Annotated in this window: 12 protein-coding genes; all 12 read left to right on the plus strand. The window is 59.6% G+C overall.

Annotation, left to right across the window (positions count from 1 at the left end; genetic code table 11):
• Positions 1–287: 287 nt before the first annotated feature.
• A complete protein-coding gene (locus KGB25_RS09695; RefSeq protein ID WP_223434858.1) occupies positions 288–914 on the plus strand; it encodes a DUF1353 domain-containing protein in 627 nt (208 codons plus the stop codon).
• Between the two features lie 192 nt (positions 915–1,106).
• Positions 1,107–3,107 (plus strand): peptidase U32 family protein, encoded by a 2,001-nt coding sequence (locus KGB25_RS09700; protein ID WP_032832365.1) that lies wholly within the window; start codon positions 1,107–1,109, stop codon positions 3,105–3,107.
• A 204-nt stretch (positions 3,108–3,311) separates the two neighbouring features.
• The gene (locus KGB25_RS09705) at positions 3,312–3,755 is read left to right on the plus strand and encodes a CopD family copper resistance protein (RefSeq protein WP_008032069.1); all 444 of its coding nucleotides are present in this window, start codon (positions 3,312–3,314) and stop codon (positions 3,753–3,755) included.
• 109 nt (positions 3,756–3,864) lie between these two features.
• Complete coding sequence (locus KGB25_RS09710; protein ID WP_008037459.1) at positions 3,865–5,211, plus strand: coproporphyrinogen III oxidase; 1,347 nt, start codon at positions 3,865–3,867, stop codon at positions 5,209–5,211.
• 22 nt (positions 5,212–5,233) lie between these two features.
• Positions 5,234–6,622, plus strand: coding sequence for an oxygen-independent coproporphyrinogen III oxidase (hemN, locus tag KGB25_RS09715; protein ID WP_223434859.1), 1,389 nt, complete (start codon positions 5,234–5,236; stop codon positions 6,620–6,622).
• A 109-nt stretch (positions 6,623–6,731) separates the two neighbouring features.
• Positions 6,732–8,912, plus strand: a complete 2,181-nt coding sequence (nosR, locus tag KGB25_RS09720) for a transcriptional regulator NosR (RefSeq protein WP_223434860.1) — start codon at positions 6,732–6,734, stop codon at positions 8,910–8,912.
• A gap of 160 nt (positions 8,913–9,072) precedes the next feature.
• On the plus strand, positions 9,073–10,992 hold the full coding sequence (gene nosZ, locus KGB25_RS09725) for a TAT-dependent nitrous-oxide reductase (RefSeq protein WP_008037454.1): 1,920 nt from the start codon (positions 9,073–9,075) through the stop codon (positions 10,990–10,992).
• A 27-nt stretch (positions 10,993–11,019) separates the two neighbouring features.
• Positions 11,020–12,309 (plus strand): nitrous oxide reductase family maturation protein NosD, encoded by a 1,290-nt coding sequence (locus KGB25_RS09730; protein ID WP_192226440.1) that lies wholly within the window; start codon positions 11,020–11,022, stop codon positions 12,307–12,309.
• Entirely contained in the window at positions 12,306–13,229 is a 924-nt protein-coding gene (locus KGB25_RS09735) for an ABC transporter ATP-binding protein (RefSeq protein ID WP_008037453.1), read from the plus strand. The genes KGB25_RS09730 and KGB25_RS09735 overlap by 4 nt, the downstream gene beginning before the upstream one ends.
• Positions 13,226–14,056, plus strand: a complete 831-nt coding sequence (locus tag KGB25_RS09740) for an ABC transporter permease (protein ID WP_223434861.1) — start codon at positions 13,226–13,228, stop codon at positions 14,054–14,056. Before KGB25_RS09735 ends, KGB25_RS09740 begins: the two co-directional genes overlap by 4 nt.
• A 32-nt stretch (positions 14,057–14,088) precedes the next feature.
• Complete coding sequence (locus tag KGB25_RS09745; RefSeq protein ID WP_008037451.1) at positions 14,089–14,613, plus strand: nitrous oxide reductase accessory protein NosL; 525 nt, start codon at positions 14,089–14,091, stop codon at positions 14,611–14,613.
• Positions 14,614–14,730: 117 nt separating this feature from the next.
• Positions 14,731–15,465 (plus strand): SDR family oxidoreductase (locus KGB25_RS09750; protein WP_223434862.1); only part of this gene is annotated, 735 nt, incomplete at its 3' end.

Genomic DNA, 15,465 nt, shown 5'->3' on the forward strand with positions numbered 1-15,465 from the left:
GAGGCATGGAGAGTGCTGGGGCGGACTTTGATTTGATCGAGGTTTCTGGAGGTCCTCGGTTCCGACCTGGAGAATCCCTTGCTCGCAAGTGAAGCTTTTTCTCAGCTCCCGAAAGCAACTCACGACACGATCAAAATCACGTTTTAGAGTTGGTTGATATTGGTAGGTTGTTGTTAGTCCCGTCGTTAGTGCCAGATAATTTGATGTTGATGGAATAGCTGGAGAAAAGTCGGGGGCAGCAGGTGGTCCAGAAGAATACTGAAGAGGCGAGGTAACGTGGAAGTGCGATGTTTGCCATCGTTAATGGCAAATTTTTCGTCTTTCAAGGAGGACTTGATATGCGCGTTCTAATTCTTTTGTTTCTTGTTCTCACGTTGCAAGCCTGCGCTCCGATATCGTATCGCGAAACCGATGAGGGAAGGTTTGAAGGCGCCTTGGATGTGCGCTGGATCAAGAATGACTATTTTCTGTTTGTTCCAAGCAAGGATGATCCGTTTCGATTTACACGTTCTAATGGTGAAGTAATTCGCCCTGGCCCCATGTATACCGATGGGGGGTCAATTCCTCGATTTTTATGGGGCGTCAATGGTTATTCCCCTTGGGGGTACGCCCCCGCTTATATCATTCACGATTGGCTTTTCGTGGCTCATGAGTGTGGTTACCCCGGGTACAAGGATTACTCGTTCAAAAATACGCACATCGTCCTGGCAGAGGGTTTGAAGGCGGTGATGGAGGTAAGTCCTGAGATTCGAAATTACTTTGTTTTTGAATCGGTGGTTGCAGCCGTCAGTTCGCCCATAGCGAAACGGCTCTGGGAGAAGGGGATATGTAACGACCCCGTAGCTTTCAACCTGCTGGGCATTCCTGAACAAACGCCTCCCGGGGAGTTGCTGATGACAATAAAATTCAAATAGTGGCTGACGCGCAATTCCACTCAGCTGCCCGAGGTCAACGCCGGAATCGTGACGGGTGATGCTGTCGTTTTCGCGGCCCAGAAGCGCCTTACAGGCAGGTGATATCAACCCTGACCAAGAAGCCCACGGATGCCGGTCAAACATTTGCCCGCTACAATGCGTGCCTCGACCGTGACAAACCAGATAAAAAATATGTCCTTGCCCAAACATCACCTGGAACTGCTCAGCCCTGCCCGTGACGTGAGCATCGCTCGCGAGGCGATCCTGCATGGTGCCGACGCCATTTATATCGGTGGACCGAGCTTCGGCGCCCGCCACAATGCCTGTAACGAAGTGAGTGAGATCGCCGGACTGGTGGAGTTCGCCCGGCGCTACCACGCCCGGGTGTTCACGACGATCAACACGATCCTGCATGACAATGAGCTGGAGCCAGCCCGCAAGCTGATCCATCAGCTCTACGATGCCGGCGTCGATGCGTTGATCGTCCAGGACCTTGGCGTGATGGAGCTGGATATTCCGCCGATCGAGTTGCACGCCAGCACCCAGACCGACATCCGCACCCTGGCACGGGCGAAGTTTCTTGACCAGGCGGGCTTCTCCCAACTGGTACTGGCCCGCGAGCTGAATCTGCAAGAGATTCGCGCCATCGCCGACGAGACCGATGCGGCCATCGAGTTCTTCATCCACGGCGCGTTGTGTGTGGCGTTCTCCGGCCAGTGCAACATCTCCCACGCACAGAACGGTCGCAGCGCCAACCGTGGCGACTGTTCACAGGCCTGTCGTTTGCCGTACACCCTCAAGGACGACCAGGGCCGCGTCGTCGCCTACGAAAAACACCTGCTGTCGATGAAGGACAACAACCAGAGCGCCAACATTCGCGCGTTGGTGGAAGCCGGCGTTCGCTCATTCAAGATCGAAGGGCGTTACAAGGACATGGGCTACGTGAAGAACATCACGGCCTACTACCGCCAGCGCCTGGACGACGTTCTTGAAGATCGTCCGGACCTGGCCCGAGCGTCCAGTGGCCGCACTGCGCATTTCTTCGTACCTGACCCGGACAAGACCTTCCACCGTGGCAGCACCGACTACTTTGTCACCGATCGCAAGGTCGACATCGGTGCCTTCGATTCACCGACTTTCACCGGCCTGCCAGTGGGCGTGGTGGAGAAGGTGGGCAAGCGTGACTTGCAGGTGGTGACCTCTGAGCCGCTGTCCAACGGCGACGGTCTCAACGTGCAGATCAAGCGCGAAGTAGTGGGCTTTCGCGCCAACATCGCCGAGCCAAAGGGGGAGTTCCTCGAAGAGGGCGAGAAGCGTTATCGCTACCGTGTCGAGCCCAACGAGATGCCGGACGGGATGTACAAGCTGCGGCCCAACCATCCACTGAGCCGCAACCTGGACCATAACTGGCAGCAAGCCTTGCAGAAGACTTCCGCTGAACGTCGTATCGGTCTGGCCTGGGTCGCACAGCTGGACGAGCAGCGCCTGCAACTCACCGCCACCAGCGAGGAGGGCGTCAGCGCCAGCGTGTCCCTGGACGGTCCGTTCGGTCTGGCCAACAAGCCGGAGCAGGCCCTGGACCAACTGCGTGATCTGCTCGGTCAACTGGGCACCACCGACTACCACGCCACCGGCATCAAGCTGGAAGCAACCCAGGCGTTCTTCATCCCCAACTCGCAGCTCAAGGCCCTGCGTCGGGAAGTGATCGAAGCGCTAACCGCGGCCCGTCTGCTGGCCCACCCACGGGGTGGTCGCAAGGCCGAAACAAATCCGCCGCCGGTGTACCCGGAATCGCACCTGTCGTTCCTGGCCAACGTCTACAACCAAAAGGCTCGCGACTTCTATCACCGTCACGGCGTCAAGCTGATCGATGCAGCCTTCGAGGCCCACGAGGAAACCGGAGAAGTGCCGGTGATGATCACCAAGCACTGCCTGCGTTTCTCCTTCAACCTTTGCCCCAAACAGGCCAAAGGGGTCACCGGTGTTCGCACCAAGGTCGCGCCAATGCAGCTGGTGCACGGTGATGAGGTGCTGACGCTGAAGTTCGACTGCAAACCTTGCGAAATGCACGTGATCGGCAAGATCAAGGGCCACATCCTTGACCTGCCGCTACCGGGCAGCGTCGCGGAGCCGGTGGTCGGTTACATCAGCCCTGAAGATCTGCTCAAAACGATTCCTCGCGCGCCCCACTGAACGGTGGGCTAACCCGCATCAGGGACAGGGACGTTTCTTGATCGGTGTCAAACGGGTAGGGCGGGCAGCTCTGTATTCTGTGAAGCAACACTCGCGCGCCCTTGCGGATGAACGCGCGAGTTCCCATTGGGCCGGAGCTCGCCGGCACTGGCGACACAATGGGATTGATGTTCCTCTCGCTGAGTCATCAGAGCCATCCCTCTCATGGTCTATCCCGTTTTTTTGACATTGCACCTGTTCGCCGCGCTGATATTCATCGGCACGGTGTTCTTCGAGGTCCTGTTTCTGGAAAGCATTCGCAAGCAATTGCCCGACAGGGTGATGATGCTGGTCGAGCAGGGGATCGGTCGTCGAGCCCGGACGCTGATGCCGTGGGTGTTGCTGGTGCTGTTCGGCGCGGGGATCGGCATGGTCTGGCAGCGCTACTTGCCCGCTCTTGCCACGCCGCTGGCGTCCTCGTTCGGCACGTTGCTGATGGTGAAAATCGTCGTTGCCGTGAGCGTGCTCCTGCATTTTCTGGTGGCCATGATTCTGTTCAAAAGCGGGCGCATGAACGCTCGTTACCTGCAATTCATCCACGGCAGTCTGTTCTGCCATATGGTCGCCATCGTCTTGCTGGCCAAGGGCATGTTTTACCTGACGTGGTGACCGATGGTCGGCCTCTGCAAACACTTGGCTGGCGGCTTGATACAAATCAAGGAGCGATGATTGCCGATCCCGGACACTGAAGATCTGCAGCCAGTCTGGGAGACCCGTCATGCTCGATTTCTTTCACAACCCTGGCGAGCTTGTCGCTCGGTGCGATCAGGGTGTGCTCGACCCCAACTGCCATGCCGATACGCAAAAGTTTCACAACGGCATCGGCTCTCTGGATTTGCTTCGTGCCTTGCGCGTCAGCCGCCAGAAACGCCGGCCGCTCTCCCTGAACTTGCGCCTGCCTTCCAGCCTCAAGCCATCCTTTTGCACCCTTGCTGATGCCTGCGGCGAGCAGGGCGCCATCGAGCAGTACCTGCGGCGTCTGGAACACGAGATCGACCTGGTCGGTTGCCACACCCATCCAGAGCAACGGGTCGAGCAATTTCACCTGGGCGGTGGAACGCCCACCATCGCCCATATTCAGCGACTGATGGGGCATTTGCGTCGCCGGTTCAACTTTCTGGCGCATGAGTCTGGCGACTACAGCGTTGAAGTGGATTTGCATCACACCGATTGGTCGACCATGGGCGTGCTGCGCGATCAGGGATTCAATCACGTCAGCATTGGCGTTCCGGACATCGACACCGAGTGCGAGATGTCCGTGGCTTGCTACCAGAATCCGGCGCCGATCCATTCGCTCATCGATGCCGCGCGCACGTTTGGTTATCGCTCCATCAACGTCGATCTGGGTTTTGGCCATGCCTGGCAAACGCCGGACAGTTTTGCGCTGAAGCTGACGACGATTATCGAGCTGGAGCCTGACCGCCTGATGGTGTTCGACTATGCACGGCCGCCACGCCGCTATCGGCCTGTGCTCGGTGACAAGGCCAGGGCGTTGTGCAGCCAGGACGACAAAGGCGCGATGCGTCAGATCTGCTTCGAGCAATTGCTTGCAGCGGGGTATCACTACATCGGCATGGGGCAGTTTGTCCGGCCCGATGATGACCTGGCGATCGCTCAGGAGCGGGGCCGCTTGAGCCGCACCTGCGACGGTTTCACCCGTCACGGCTATTGCGACCACATCGGGTTCGGTGTGGGCGCCATCAGCCGGATCGACGATTTGTACACGCAAAATACCGACGCCATTGAGCGCTATCAACGTCAGCTGGACAACGACCAGCTGCCGACAGCACGTGGCTGGCGTTTCGAGGCGGGGGAGCAGATCAGGCAAATGGTCATGGAGCGACTGGCGTGTGATCAGGAGCTGGATATCCGTGCCATCGAGCGGCGCTATGGGCTGGTGTTCCCCATGTATTTCTCATCCGTCTGGCCGTTGCTGGAGCAATTGAGTCGTGACGGTTTGATTGAATTGTCAGAGCGTTTCATCAGCATCCTTCCCGCCGGCCGGCAGGAGGTGGATGCTATCTGCAGCCTGTTTGAAAAGGAGGTGGACAGTGCAAAACATTAACCCACCTGCGAGTTGATTGATCATGAAGCCTTCATTCGATTTCAATCGTGCCCTGGTCGAAAAATATGACCGGCCCGGGCCGCGCTACACCTCTTACCCGACGGCGCCGCAGTTTCATCAGGCGTTTGCCGTTGACGACTATCAGCGTGCCGCCCACGACAGCAACCAGGCCGCTGTGCCGAAACCGTTGTCGGTGTACATCCACATTCCGTTTTGCAAAAGCCTTTGTTACTACTGCGCCTGCAACAAAATCATTACCCAAAAAACCCATCGGGCCGTCGAATACCTGACCTACCTCAAGCGTGAAATCGCCATGCAGGCCGCTTTGTTCGACAGCACGCGCAAGCTTACGCAGCTGCATCTGGGCGGGGGCACACCGACGTATTTGACCCAAGAACAACTGGCCGACCTGATGGATTGCCTGCACCAGGCATTCGACATGGACGACAGCGACAACCATGAGTTTTCCATCGAGGTCGACCCGCGCACCATCAGCAGCGAACAGATCCATTCGCTACGCCAATTGGGCTTCAATCGCCTGAGCTTTGGTGTGCAGGACTTCGATCCCGACGTCCAGGCGGCGGTCAATCGCCAACAAAGTGAAGCGCAGATTTATGCGCTGGTCGCGGCGGCGCGCGAGGCGCAATTCAAGTCGATCAGCGTCGATCTGATTTACGGCCTGCCCCTGCAAACGGTGCAGAGTTTCGACGTCACCCTTGCCAAGATCATTGCCCTGCGCCCGGACCGGATTGCTGCCTACAGTTATGCGCATCTGCCGGAGATGGTGCGCGCGCAACGGCTGATTCGCCCGGAGGACATGCCACCGCCGGAGCGCAAGCTGGAGTTGCTCGAACTGACCATCCGCCGTTTGACCGAAGCCGGTTATGTCTACATCGGCATGGACCATTTCGCCTTGCCGGATGACGAGCTGGCGCTGGCCCGCGCCCATGGCACGCTGCAACGCAATTTCCAGGGGTACTCGACCCATGCCGACTGCGACTTGATCGGCCTCGGGGTGTCTTCGATCGGCAAGGTCGGCGACAGCTACAGCCAGAGCGTCAAGGAGCTTTCGCAGTACTACGCACGCATCGATCAAGGTCTGCTGCCGGTGCATCGGGGTTATCGCCTGAGCGCTGACGACCTGTTGCGCCGCGAAGTGATCAGCGACCTGATGTGTCATGGCCGGATCGATTTCGCCAAGTTCGAAGCACGTCACGCGATCTGCTTCACCGAGTATTTCGCCGAATCATTGGCCCAACTCGGCGAGCACGTTCGCGACGGGCTCTTGCAGATTCACCGTGACGAGCTGGTGCTGTTGCCGCAAGGGCATTTGATGATGCGCAGCGCCGCGATGGCGTTTGATGCCTACTTGGGCGATCAGCAAAAAGGCCAGTTTTCCCGCACTGTTTGAGACATTCGGGCGCTCTGGAACGGGGATTGTCGGCAAGTTGATTTCAATCAAGGGACGGGGGCGCAATGCTCCCTAACATGGCCGCAGACCCTTTAAAATCAGCCTGCTCATGACAATCTCTTCGCCTTCGATACCTGGCAACCTGCGCATCTGGAGCGTTGGTCTGGTGGTGACGGTCTTGCTGATACTCGCGATGTTCGCGGTGGTTCAGGCCAAGTCATACGGCGACATCGAGCAGCGGCGCATCGAGAAGGTTTTCCCGCAAACCGATTCGGTTTCCGCAGCGGAAGGCCCGTTCAAGGTGCGGACGATATCAGCGGCCGGCAAGGTCATCGGTTATGTCTTCCAGAGCCTGGACGTGGTGGACATTCCGGCCTACTCGGGCAAGCCGATCAATACCCAGGTGATCCTCGACACCGCCGGTGTGATTCAGGATGCCTACGTCCTGGAACACCATGAGCCGATTCTGCTGATCGGTATCCCCGAAGAAAAACTCCACGGTTTCAGCGCCCGCTACACAGGGATCAAGGTCAGCCAGCGAGTGGTTGTCGGCCACTCCAGTGACCCGAGTGCGGTCACCGTGGATGCCATCGCCGGCGCAACCGTCACCGCCATGGTGGTCAATGAGGTCATCATGCGGGCCGCCCATGAAGTGGCCGTATCGCTCAAGCTGATCGAGGACAAGGGGGCAGTGGCGAGCAAGCCCGCCACCGTGCGCCAGGACTTTTTCGAGCCTGCCACCTGGGAGCAACTGAGCGGAAACGGCGCCATCCGTCGCTTGAACCTGACCCGTGGACAGGTCGATGCCGCCTTCAAAGGCACCGAGGCCGAAGGCGTCGACACGGCCGCGCCTGACCAGGTCGATGACACCTTTATCGAGCTGTACACCGCCGACCTGAACCCGCCGACCATTGGCCGCGCGTTGCTGGGTGACATTCAATACCGTGTCCTCATGCAAGAGCTCAAGCCCGGCGAGCAAGCCATTGCTGTATTGGGACGCGGCTTGTATTCGTATAAAGGCTCGGGTTATGTGCGCGGCGGGATTTTCGACCGGGTGCAATTGCGCCAGTTCGGCAATGTCATCAGCTTTCGCGACATGGACCATCAGCGCCTCTCCGACGTGTTCGCCAAGGGCATGCCCGAGTTCAATGAGATGTCGGTGTTCATTGTGCGCAAGCAGGCGGGTTTCGATCCAGGATCGCCCTGGTCCCTGGAGTTGCTGGTACGGCGTCAGACCGGTCCGGTCAGCGGCATGTTCAGCAGCTTCGAACTGTCTTATCAATTGCCCGAGCAATACCTTGAGCGCCCCGCACCGAGTGCCGAAGAACTGGCCGCCATCGAGGAAGCCAACCGGCCGATGTGGTTGACGATCTGGTATCAGAAACACTTCCAGGTCGGTGTACTCGCCACCGCGTTGTTGCTGCTGACCGCGATCCTGTTCCTGCAGGACAAGTTCACCCGCCGCCCGCATTTCCTGCACTGGCTGCGTCGCGGTTACCTGATCTTCACCGTGGTGTTCCTCGGCTGGTATGCGCTGGGGCAGCTCTCGGTGGTCAATGTCCTGACCTTTGTCCATGCGTTGTTCGAGCACTTTCGCTGGGAGCTGTTTCTCACCGACCCGCTGATTTTCATGCTGTGGGTGTTCACCGCCGCGAGCATCCTGTTGTGGGGGCGTGGGGTGTTCTGCGGCTGGTTGTGCCCGTTCGGTGCCTTGCAAGAACTGATCAACGAAGCCGCGCGCAAGCTGAAAATTCCCCAGTACGAATTGCCCTTCGCGGTGCATGAGCGCTTGTGGGCGATCAAGTACATCATTTTGCTGCTGCTGTTCGGTATCTCCCTGGAATCCATGTCCACCGCCGAATTGTTCGCCGAAGTGGAACCGTTCAAGACCGCCATCACCCTCAGGTTCGACCGCCAATGGTGGTTTGTCCTCTACGCGGTGGCGCTGCTGGTCATCAACATCTTCACGCGCAAAGTCTATTGCCGCTACATCTGCCCGTTGGGTGCCGCATTGGCGATCCCGACCAAGCTGCGCCTGTTCGACTGGCTCAAGCGCCGCAAGGAATGCGGCAACCCCTGCCAGTTGTGCGCCAAAGAATGCGAGATCCAGGCGATTCACCCGGATGGGCGGATCAATGCCAACGAGTGCCACTACTGCCTCGATTGCCAGATGACTTACCACAACGAACACAAATGCCCGCCGCTGATCAACAAGCGCAAGAAGCGCGGCAAACCGGCACCTGTGGCGGCGCAACTGATACCTGTCGTGGAAGTGACCGCCCCTGAATGACGCGCCCTTGTAGGAGTGAGCCTGCTCGCGATGGTCGCTAACGTTGACGCGTAATGACTGGCTCAACGCGGCGCTCTTGAGTCCATCGCGAGCAGGCTCGCTCCTACAGTTGACCGAGTTCTAACCGCACACCGTTTTATCCCTTCAAGGAGTACGCAGCATGACTGACACAGAATCCACAAAACCGGTGCAGGAAGAAGAGCACACCGGACTCAGCCGTCGCGGTTTTCTCGGTAGCAGCGCCGTCACCGGGGCGGTGCTGGCAGGGGCCACGACATTGGGCGGGGCGGTGTTCAGCCGCGAGTCATGGGCGGCTGCGGTCAAGGATGCGCAGGCGAAAACCCATGTCGGCCCCGGCGAGCTGGACGAATACTACGGCTTCTGGAGCGGCGGTCATCAGGGCGAAGTGCGGGTGCTGGGCGTGCCGTCGATGCGTGAGTTGATGCGTATTCCGGTGTTCAACGTCGACTCGGCCACCGGTTGGGGCCTGACCAACGAAAGCAAGCGCATCATGGGCGACAGCGCGAAGTTCCAGAACGGCGATTGCCATCACCCGCACATCTCCATGACGGACGGCAAGTACGACGGTAAGTACCTGTTCATCAACGACAAGGCCAACTCCCGTATTGCGCGCATCCGCCTGGACATCATGAAGTGCGACAAGATGCTCACGGTGCCGAACGTGCAAGCCATTCACGGCCTGCGCCTGCAAAAAGTGCCGTACACCAAGTACGTGTTCGCCAACGCCGAGTTCGTCATTCCGCACCCCAATGACGGCCACACCTTCGACCTGCAAGACAAGAACAGCTTCACCATGTTCAACGCCGTCGATGCCGAAAAAATGGAGATGGCGTTTCAGGTGATCGTCGACGGCAATCTGGACAACGCCGACATGGACTACACCGGCAAGTACGCCGCGTCCACCTGCTACAACTCGGAGAAGGCCTACGACCTCGGCGGCATGATGCGCAACGAGCGCGACTGGGTCGTGGTGTTCAACATTCCGCGCATCGAAGCCGCGATCAAGGCCGGCAAGTTCATCACCCTGGAAAACTCGAAAGTGCCGGTGGTCGACGGTCGTAAAACCGATGGCAAGGACTCCGAATTCACCCGTTACATCCCGGTGCCGAAGAACCCCCACGGCCTCAACACCTCATCCGATGGCAAGTACTTCATTGCCAACGGCAAGCTGTCGCCAACCGTATCGATGATCGCCATCGACCGCCTGGACGACCTGTTCGCCGATAAATTCAAGGACCCGCGCGAAGTCATCGCCGCCGAGCCGGAACTGGGCCTGGGCCCGTTGCACACTACCTTCGACGGTCGCGGCAACGCCTACACCACGCTGTTCATCGACAGCCAGGTGGTGAAGTGGAACATGGCGGACGCGGTACGTGCCTACAAGGGCGAGAAGGTCAATTACATCAAGCAAAAACTCGACGTGCATTACCAGCCCGGCCACAACCATGCGTCGCTGACCGAAACCAGTGAGGCGGACGGCAAATGGCTGGTGGTGTTGTGCAAGTTCTCCAAGGACCGCTTCCTGCCGACCGGGCCGCTGCACCCGGAAAACGACCAATTGATCGATATTTCCGGCGAAGAAATGAAACTGGTGCACGACGGCCCGGCGTTTGCCGAACCGCACGATTGCATCCTTGCGCGGCGGGATCAGATCAAGACGCAAAAAATCTGGAACCGTAACGACCCGTTCTTCGCCGCCACCGTGGAGCTGGCCAAGAAGGATGGCATCAACCTGGAGACCGACAACAAGGTGATCCGCGACGGCAATCATGTGCGGGTCTACATGACCTCCATGGCACCGGCGTATGGCTTGACCGAGTTCACCGTCAAGCAGGGCAACGAAGTGACCGTGACCATCACCAACATCGACCAGATCGAGGACGTGTCCCACGGTTTCGTCATGACCAACCACGGCGCGAGCATGGAGATCAGCCCGCAACAAACCTCGTCCATCACCTTCACCGCCGACAAGGCCGGCCTGCATTGGTATTACTGCAGCTGGTTCTGCCATGCGCTGCACATGGAAATGGTCGGCCGCATGAAGGTCGAGCGGGCCTGACGGTTGAGCATCGACAGGAGCGGACCGATGACCGACATCAAGGGAAACCCGATCAAGGTGATCGCGCTTGCGCTCCTGCTGATGCCCTGCAGCGTGCTGGCGGTGCAACCCATTACTACGCTTCCGTTGCGCCTTGACGCCGAGCAACGCTGGCACGTGCCGGCGGGCGAATACCGTGGCTCGTTCAGCGTCGATCAACCGATGCAGATTGTGTGCGAGCCCGGCGCGGTTTTTCAGGCGCAAGGGCAGGGCAACGGGGTGATTGTCAGCGCACCGGACGTCGGGATCGAGGGCTGCACTTTTCTGGACTGGGGGCACGACCTCACGGCCATGAATGCGGCGGTGTTCCTCCAGCCCAAGGCCCGTGGCGCGGTGATCAAAGGCAATCGCCTGCAAGGCCAGGGTTTCGGGATCTGGGTCGATGGGACTCAGGATGCGAGCCTGATCGACAACCGCATCCAGGGCGATCCGGCGATGCGTTCACAGGATCGCGGCAACGGCATTCACCTGTATGCCGTGCATGGCGCCAGGGTCATCGGCAACCAGGTGCGTGATACCCGCGATGGCATTTACATCGACACCTCCAACGGCAACCTGCTGCAAGGCAATACCCTGGAAGACCTGCGTTACGGCGTGCATTACATGTTCGCCAACGACAACCAGCTGATCGGCAACACCACCCGCCGCACCCGCACCGGCTACGCCCTGATGCAAAGCCGCAAGCTCACGGTGATCGGCAACCGCTCCGAACAGGATCAGAACTACGGCATCCTGATGAACTACATCACCTATTCGACCTTGCGCGACAACTTCGTCACCGACGTGCGCGACGGCTCGACCGGCGACAGCATGATCAGCGGTGCCGAGGGCAAGGCGCTGTTCATCTACAACTCGCTGTTCAACCGCATCGAACACAACCACTTCGAGCACAGCGCCGTGGGCATTCACCTCACCGCCGGCTCCGAAGACAACCGCATCGCCGACAACGCGTTTGTCGGCAACCAGCGCCAGGTCAAATACGTCGCCACCCGCTTGCAGGAATGGTCGGCGGATGGCCGGGGCAATTACTGGAGCGACTATCTGGGCTGGGACCGCAACAACGATGGCCTGGGCGATATCGCCTACGAACCCAACGACAACGTCGACCGCCTGCTGTGGCTGTACCCGCAGGTGCGGCTGTTGATGAACAGCCCCGGAATTGAACTGCTGCGTTGGGTGCAACGGGCGTTTCCGGTGATGAAATCGCCGGGCGTACTCGACAGCCATCCGTTGATGAAATCCACCACGCACACCCTGACCAAGGAGCCCGTCACATGAATGTCGTCGATCTGGAAGGCGTCAGCCAGCGTTATGGGCACACCACGGTGTTGCATCAGTTGAGCCTTAGCCTGGCCGAAGGCGAAGTGCTGGGTTTGTTCGGGCACAACGGCGCGGGCAAGACCACCAGCATGAAACTGGTGCTCGGTTTGTTGCAGGCCAGCGAAGGGCAAGTCAGGGTGTTTGGCCGCTTGCCCAGTGATCCGAATGTCCGGCGTCTGCTCGGCTATTTGCCGGAGAACGTGACGTTTTATCCGCAAATGAGCGGTCTGGAAACCTTGCGTCATTTCGCGCGACTCAAAGGCGCCGCGTTCGCTCAGGTGGACGGGCTGCTGGAGGAAGTTGGCCTGGCAGGGGCGGCGCATCGACGGGTCAAGACCTACTCCAAAGGCATGCGCCAACGCCTCGGGCTGGCGCAAGCCTTGCTCGGCGAACCGCGCCTGTTGCTGCTCGACGAGCCGACGGTCGGCCTCGATCCCATCGCCACTCAAGACCTGTATCGGTTGCTCGACCGTCTGCGCAGCCAGGGCACCAGCGTCATTCTCTGTTCCCACGTTTTGCCGGGGGTCGAGGCGCATATCAATCGTGCGGCGATCCTGACCCAGGGGCGTCTGCTGGCCCTCGGCAGCCTGCGCAGCCTGCGCGAGGAAGCCGGGTTGCCGACGCTGATTCGCGCCAACGGACTCAAGCATGCCGGCCCCTTGCAGGCCTCGTGGAACATCGCCGGGCACGTCACTCAACGTTGGGGCGTGGAGGGCCTCGAAGTGGCCGCGCTCAATGGCAGCAAACTGGGCCTGTTGCGCCAGTTGCTCAATGAGGATGAGCCGGCGGACGTGGAAATCACTCCACCGTCCCTGGAAGACCTCTACCGCTATTACATGGGACGGGCCGCTGCGACCCACAGTGGAGAGATTCTATGAACCCGATCTGGAACATGGCCCGCAAGGAATTCAATGACGGTTTGCGCAACCGCTGGTTGTTGGCGATCAGCCTGTTGTTCGCGGTGCTGGCCACCGGCATTGCCTGGCTGGGCGCGGCGGCGTCCGGTCAGTTGGGCTTTACCTCGGTGCCCGCGACCATCGCCAGCCTGGCCAGCCTGGCGACGTTCCTGATGCCACTGATTGCCTTGATGCTGGCGTATGACGCCATTGTCGGCGAGGACGAAAGCGGCACCTTGCTGCTGTTGTTGACCTATCCGCTGGGGCGCGGGCACATCCTGCTCGGCAAGTTCATTGGCCACGGGTTGATCCTGGCGCTGGCGACGCTGATCGGTTTCGGCTGCGCGATGCTCGCGATCGCCGTGCTGGTGGACGACGTCGAACTGAACCTGCTGCTCTGGGCCTTCGGACGATTCATTGTGTCGTCGACGCTACTGGGCTGGGGCTTCCTGGGGCTGGCTTATGTGCTGAGCAGTGTGGCGGCCGAGAAATCCACGGCTGCCGGTTTGGCGCTGGGCGTGTGGTTCTTTTTCGTGCTGGTGTTCGACCTGGCGCTGCTCGCCCTGCTGGTGCTCAGCGAAGGGCACTTCGACCCCAAAGTGCTGCCCTGGTTGCTGCTGTTCAATCCCGCCGACCTCTATCGCTTGATCAATCTTTCCGGTTTTGACGCCGTCGCCAGTACCGCTGGCGTGCTGACCCTGGGCAGCGATTTGCCTGTGCCGGGCTCGATGCTCTGGCTCTGCCTGCTGTTGTGGGTGGCGGCGCCGTTGGGTACGGCCTGGCTGCTGTTCCGTCGACGGGCGACTTGAATTCTTACTTTGGTTTTTTGGAGCACCTGATGATGAGAACGCTTGATTGGAAGACGCTGCGCAACCTGGCGGGCCTGATGGTCTGTGTGCTGCTGACGGCGTGTGACAAACCCGTGCAAGCCAGCTACAGCGATGCCCCCAGCGCCTTTCATCCCAGTGATGAGTGCCATGTCTGCGGCATGATCATCGACGGCTTCCCCGGCCCCAAGGGTGAAGTGGTCGAGCACAGCGGCATCAAGAAATTCTGCTCCACGGCGGAAATGATCGGTTGGTGGTTGCAACCGGAAAACCATCATGGCGATGCCAGGCTGTATGTCCACGACATGGAGCACAGCCCCTGGAATTCGCCGGATGACACCCAACTGATCGATGCCAAAGATGCGTATTACGTGGTCGGCACCCGGCTCAAGGGGGCGATGGGTGTGGTGTTGGCGTCGTTCTCCAGCCAGCAGGCTGCTGAAAAACTGGCCACGGAGCAGGGCGGTCGTGTGCTGCGGTTCAGCGAGATCGATCAGTCGGTGCTGCAACAACCGGCCATGTCGCACTCGACTCATTGAGCGGTCGATCCATTGAGAAAATCTGATCGCCGTCAAGTCGGTATTTTTGCATCTGTTCAAAGATAGGGTCCCGCCAGGTCCCCAGTGCTTGGCATCGACGATGCCCAGGAGAACATGATGCAAACCGAGTTTCAGGATCGTTTGGCCGTGATCACCGGCGCCAGTTCCGGGATTGGCCTGGCCTTGTGCGCGGCGTTGTTGCCGCGCGGGGTCAGGGTGTTGGCGATGTCGCGCACCGTCGGTGATTTGCCGGCCTTGCAGCAGATCTATGGTGAACGGCTGCAATGGTGTGCCGGGGACGTTACCTGCGAGGACGATCTGCAAGGGTTGGCCCGGCGGGCGGCGACGTTGGGGCGGGTGGATTATCTGGTGCCCAACGCCGGCATTGCCGAAATGGCCGACAGCCTGGACATGCCGGCCTTTCAGCGGCAATGGGCGGTCAACGGTGCGGGTGCGTTGAACACCTTGGCGGCGTTGCGCGGTGAGTTGGCGAACCCGGCGTCGGTGGTGTTTGTCGGCAGCTTCCTGACGGGGTCGAGTTTTCCCGGTCTGGCGGCCTGCATTGCCAGCAAGGCGGCATTGGCGGCACAGGCGCGCACGCTGGCGGTGGAGTTTGCCCGTTACGATGTGCGCATCAACCTGGTCTCGCCGGGGCCGACCGCGACCTCGATGTGGGACAACCTGGGCTTGAGTGATGGTGAGCTTGATGATGTTGCCGATACGCTTGGCAAGCGTCTTTTGCCGGGGCATTTTCTTGATGCGTCTGCGGTGGCCAACGTGATTATTTTTCAGCTGTCCCAGGGGGCGCGGGGGGTTTATGGGCAGGACTGGAAGGTTGATAACGGTTATACG

The sequence above is a fragment of the Pseudomonas sp. BF-RE-21 genome, assembly GCF_019947305.1.
GTDB classification, from domain to species: domain Bacteria; phylum Pseudomonadota; class Gammaproteobacteria; order Pseudomonadales; family Pseudomonadaceae; genus Aquipseudomonas; species Aquipseudomonas migulae.

Coding starts and splice junctions, on each gene's coding strand:
- KGB25_RS09695 (WP_223434858.1), top strand. CDS start 288: ATGTTTGCCATCGTTAATGGCAAATTTTTCGTCTTTCAAGGAGGACTT.
- KGB25_RS09700 (WP_032832365.1), top strand. CDS start 1,107: ATGTCCTTGCCCAAACATCACCTGGAACTGCTCAGCCCTGCCCGTGAC.
- KGB25_RS09705 (WP_008032069.1), top strand. CDS start 3,312: ATGGTCTATCCCGTTTTTTTGACATTGCACCTGTTCGCCGCGCTGATA.
- KGB25_RS09710 (WP_008037459.1), top strand. CDS start 3,865: ATGCTCGATTTCTTTCACAACCCTGGCGAGCTTGTCGCTCGGTGCGAT.
- hemN (WP_223434859.1), top strand. CDS start 5,234: ATGAAGCCTTCATTCGATTTCAATCGTGCCCTGGTCGAAAAATATGAC.
- nosR (WP_223434860.1), top strand. CDS start 6,732: ATGACAATCTCTTCGCCTTCGATACCTGGCAACCTGCGCATCTGGAGC.
- nosZ (WP_008037454.1), top strand. CDS start 9,073: ATGACTGACACAGAATCCACAAAACCGGTGCAGGAAGAAGAGCACACC.
- KGB25_RS09730 (WP_192226440.1), top strand. CDS start 11,020: ATGACCGACATCAAGGGAAACCCGATCAAGGTGATCGCGCTTGCGCTC.
- KGB25_RS09735 (WP_008037453.1), top strand. CDS start 12,306: ATGAATGTCGTCGATCTGGAAGGCGTCAGCCAGCGTTATGGGCACACC.
- KGB25_RS09740 (WP_223434861.1), top strand. CDS start 13,226: ATGAACCCGATCTGGAACATGGCCCGCAAGGAATTCAATGACGGTTTG.
- KGB25_RS09745 (WP_008037451.1), top strand. CDS start 14,089: ATGAGAACGCTTGATTGGAAGACGCTGCGCAACCTGGCGGGCCTGATG.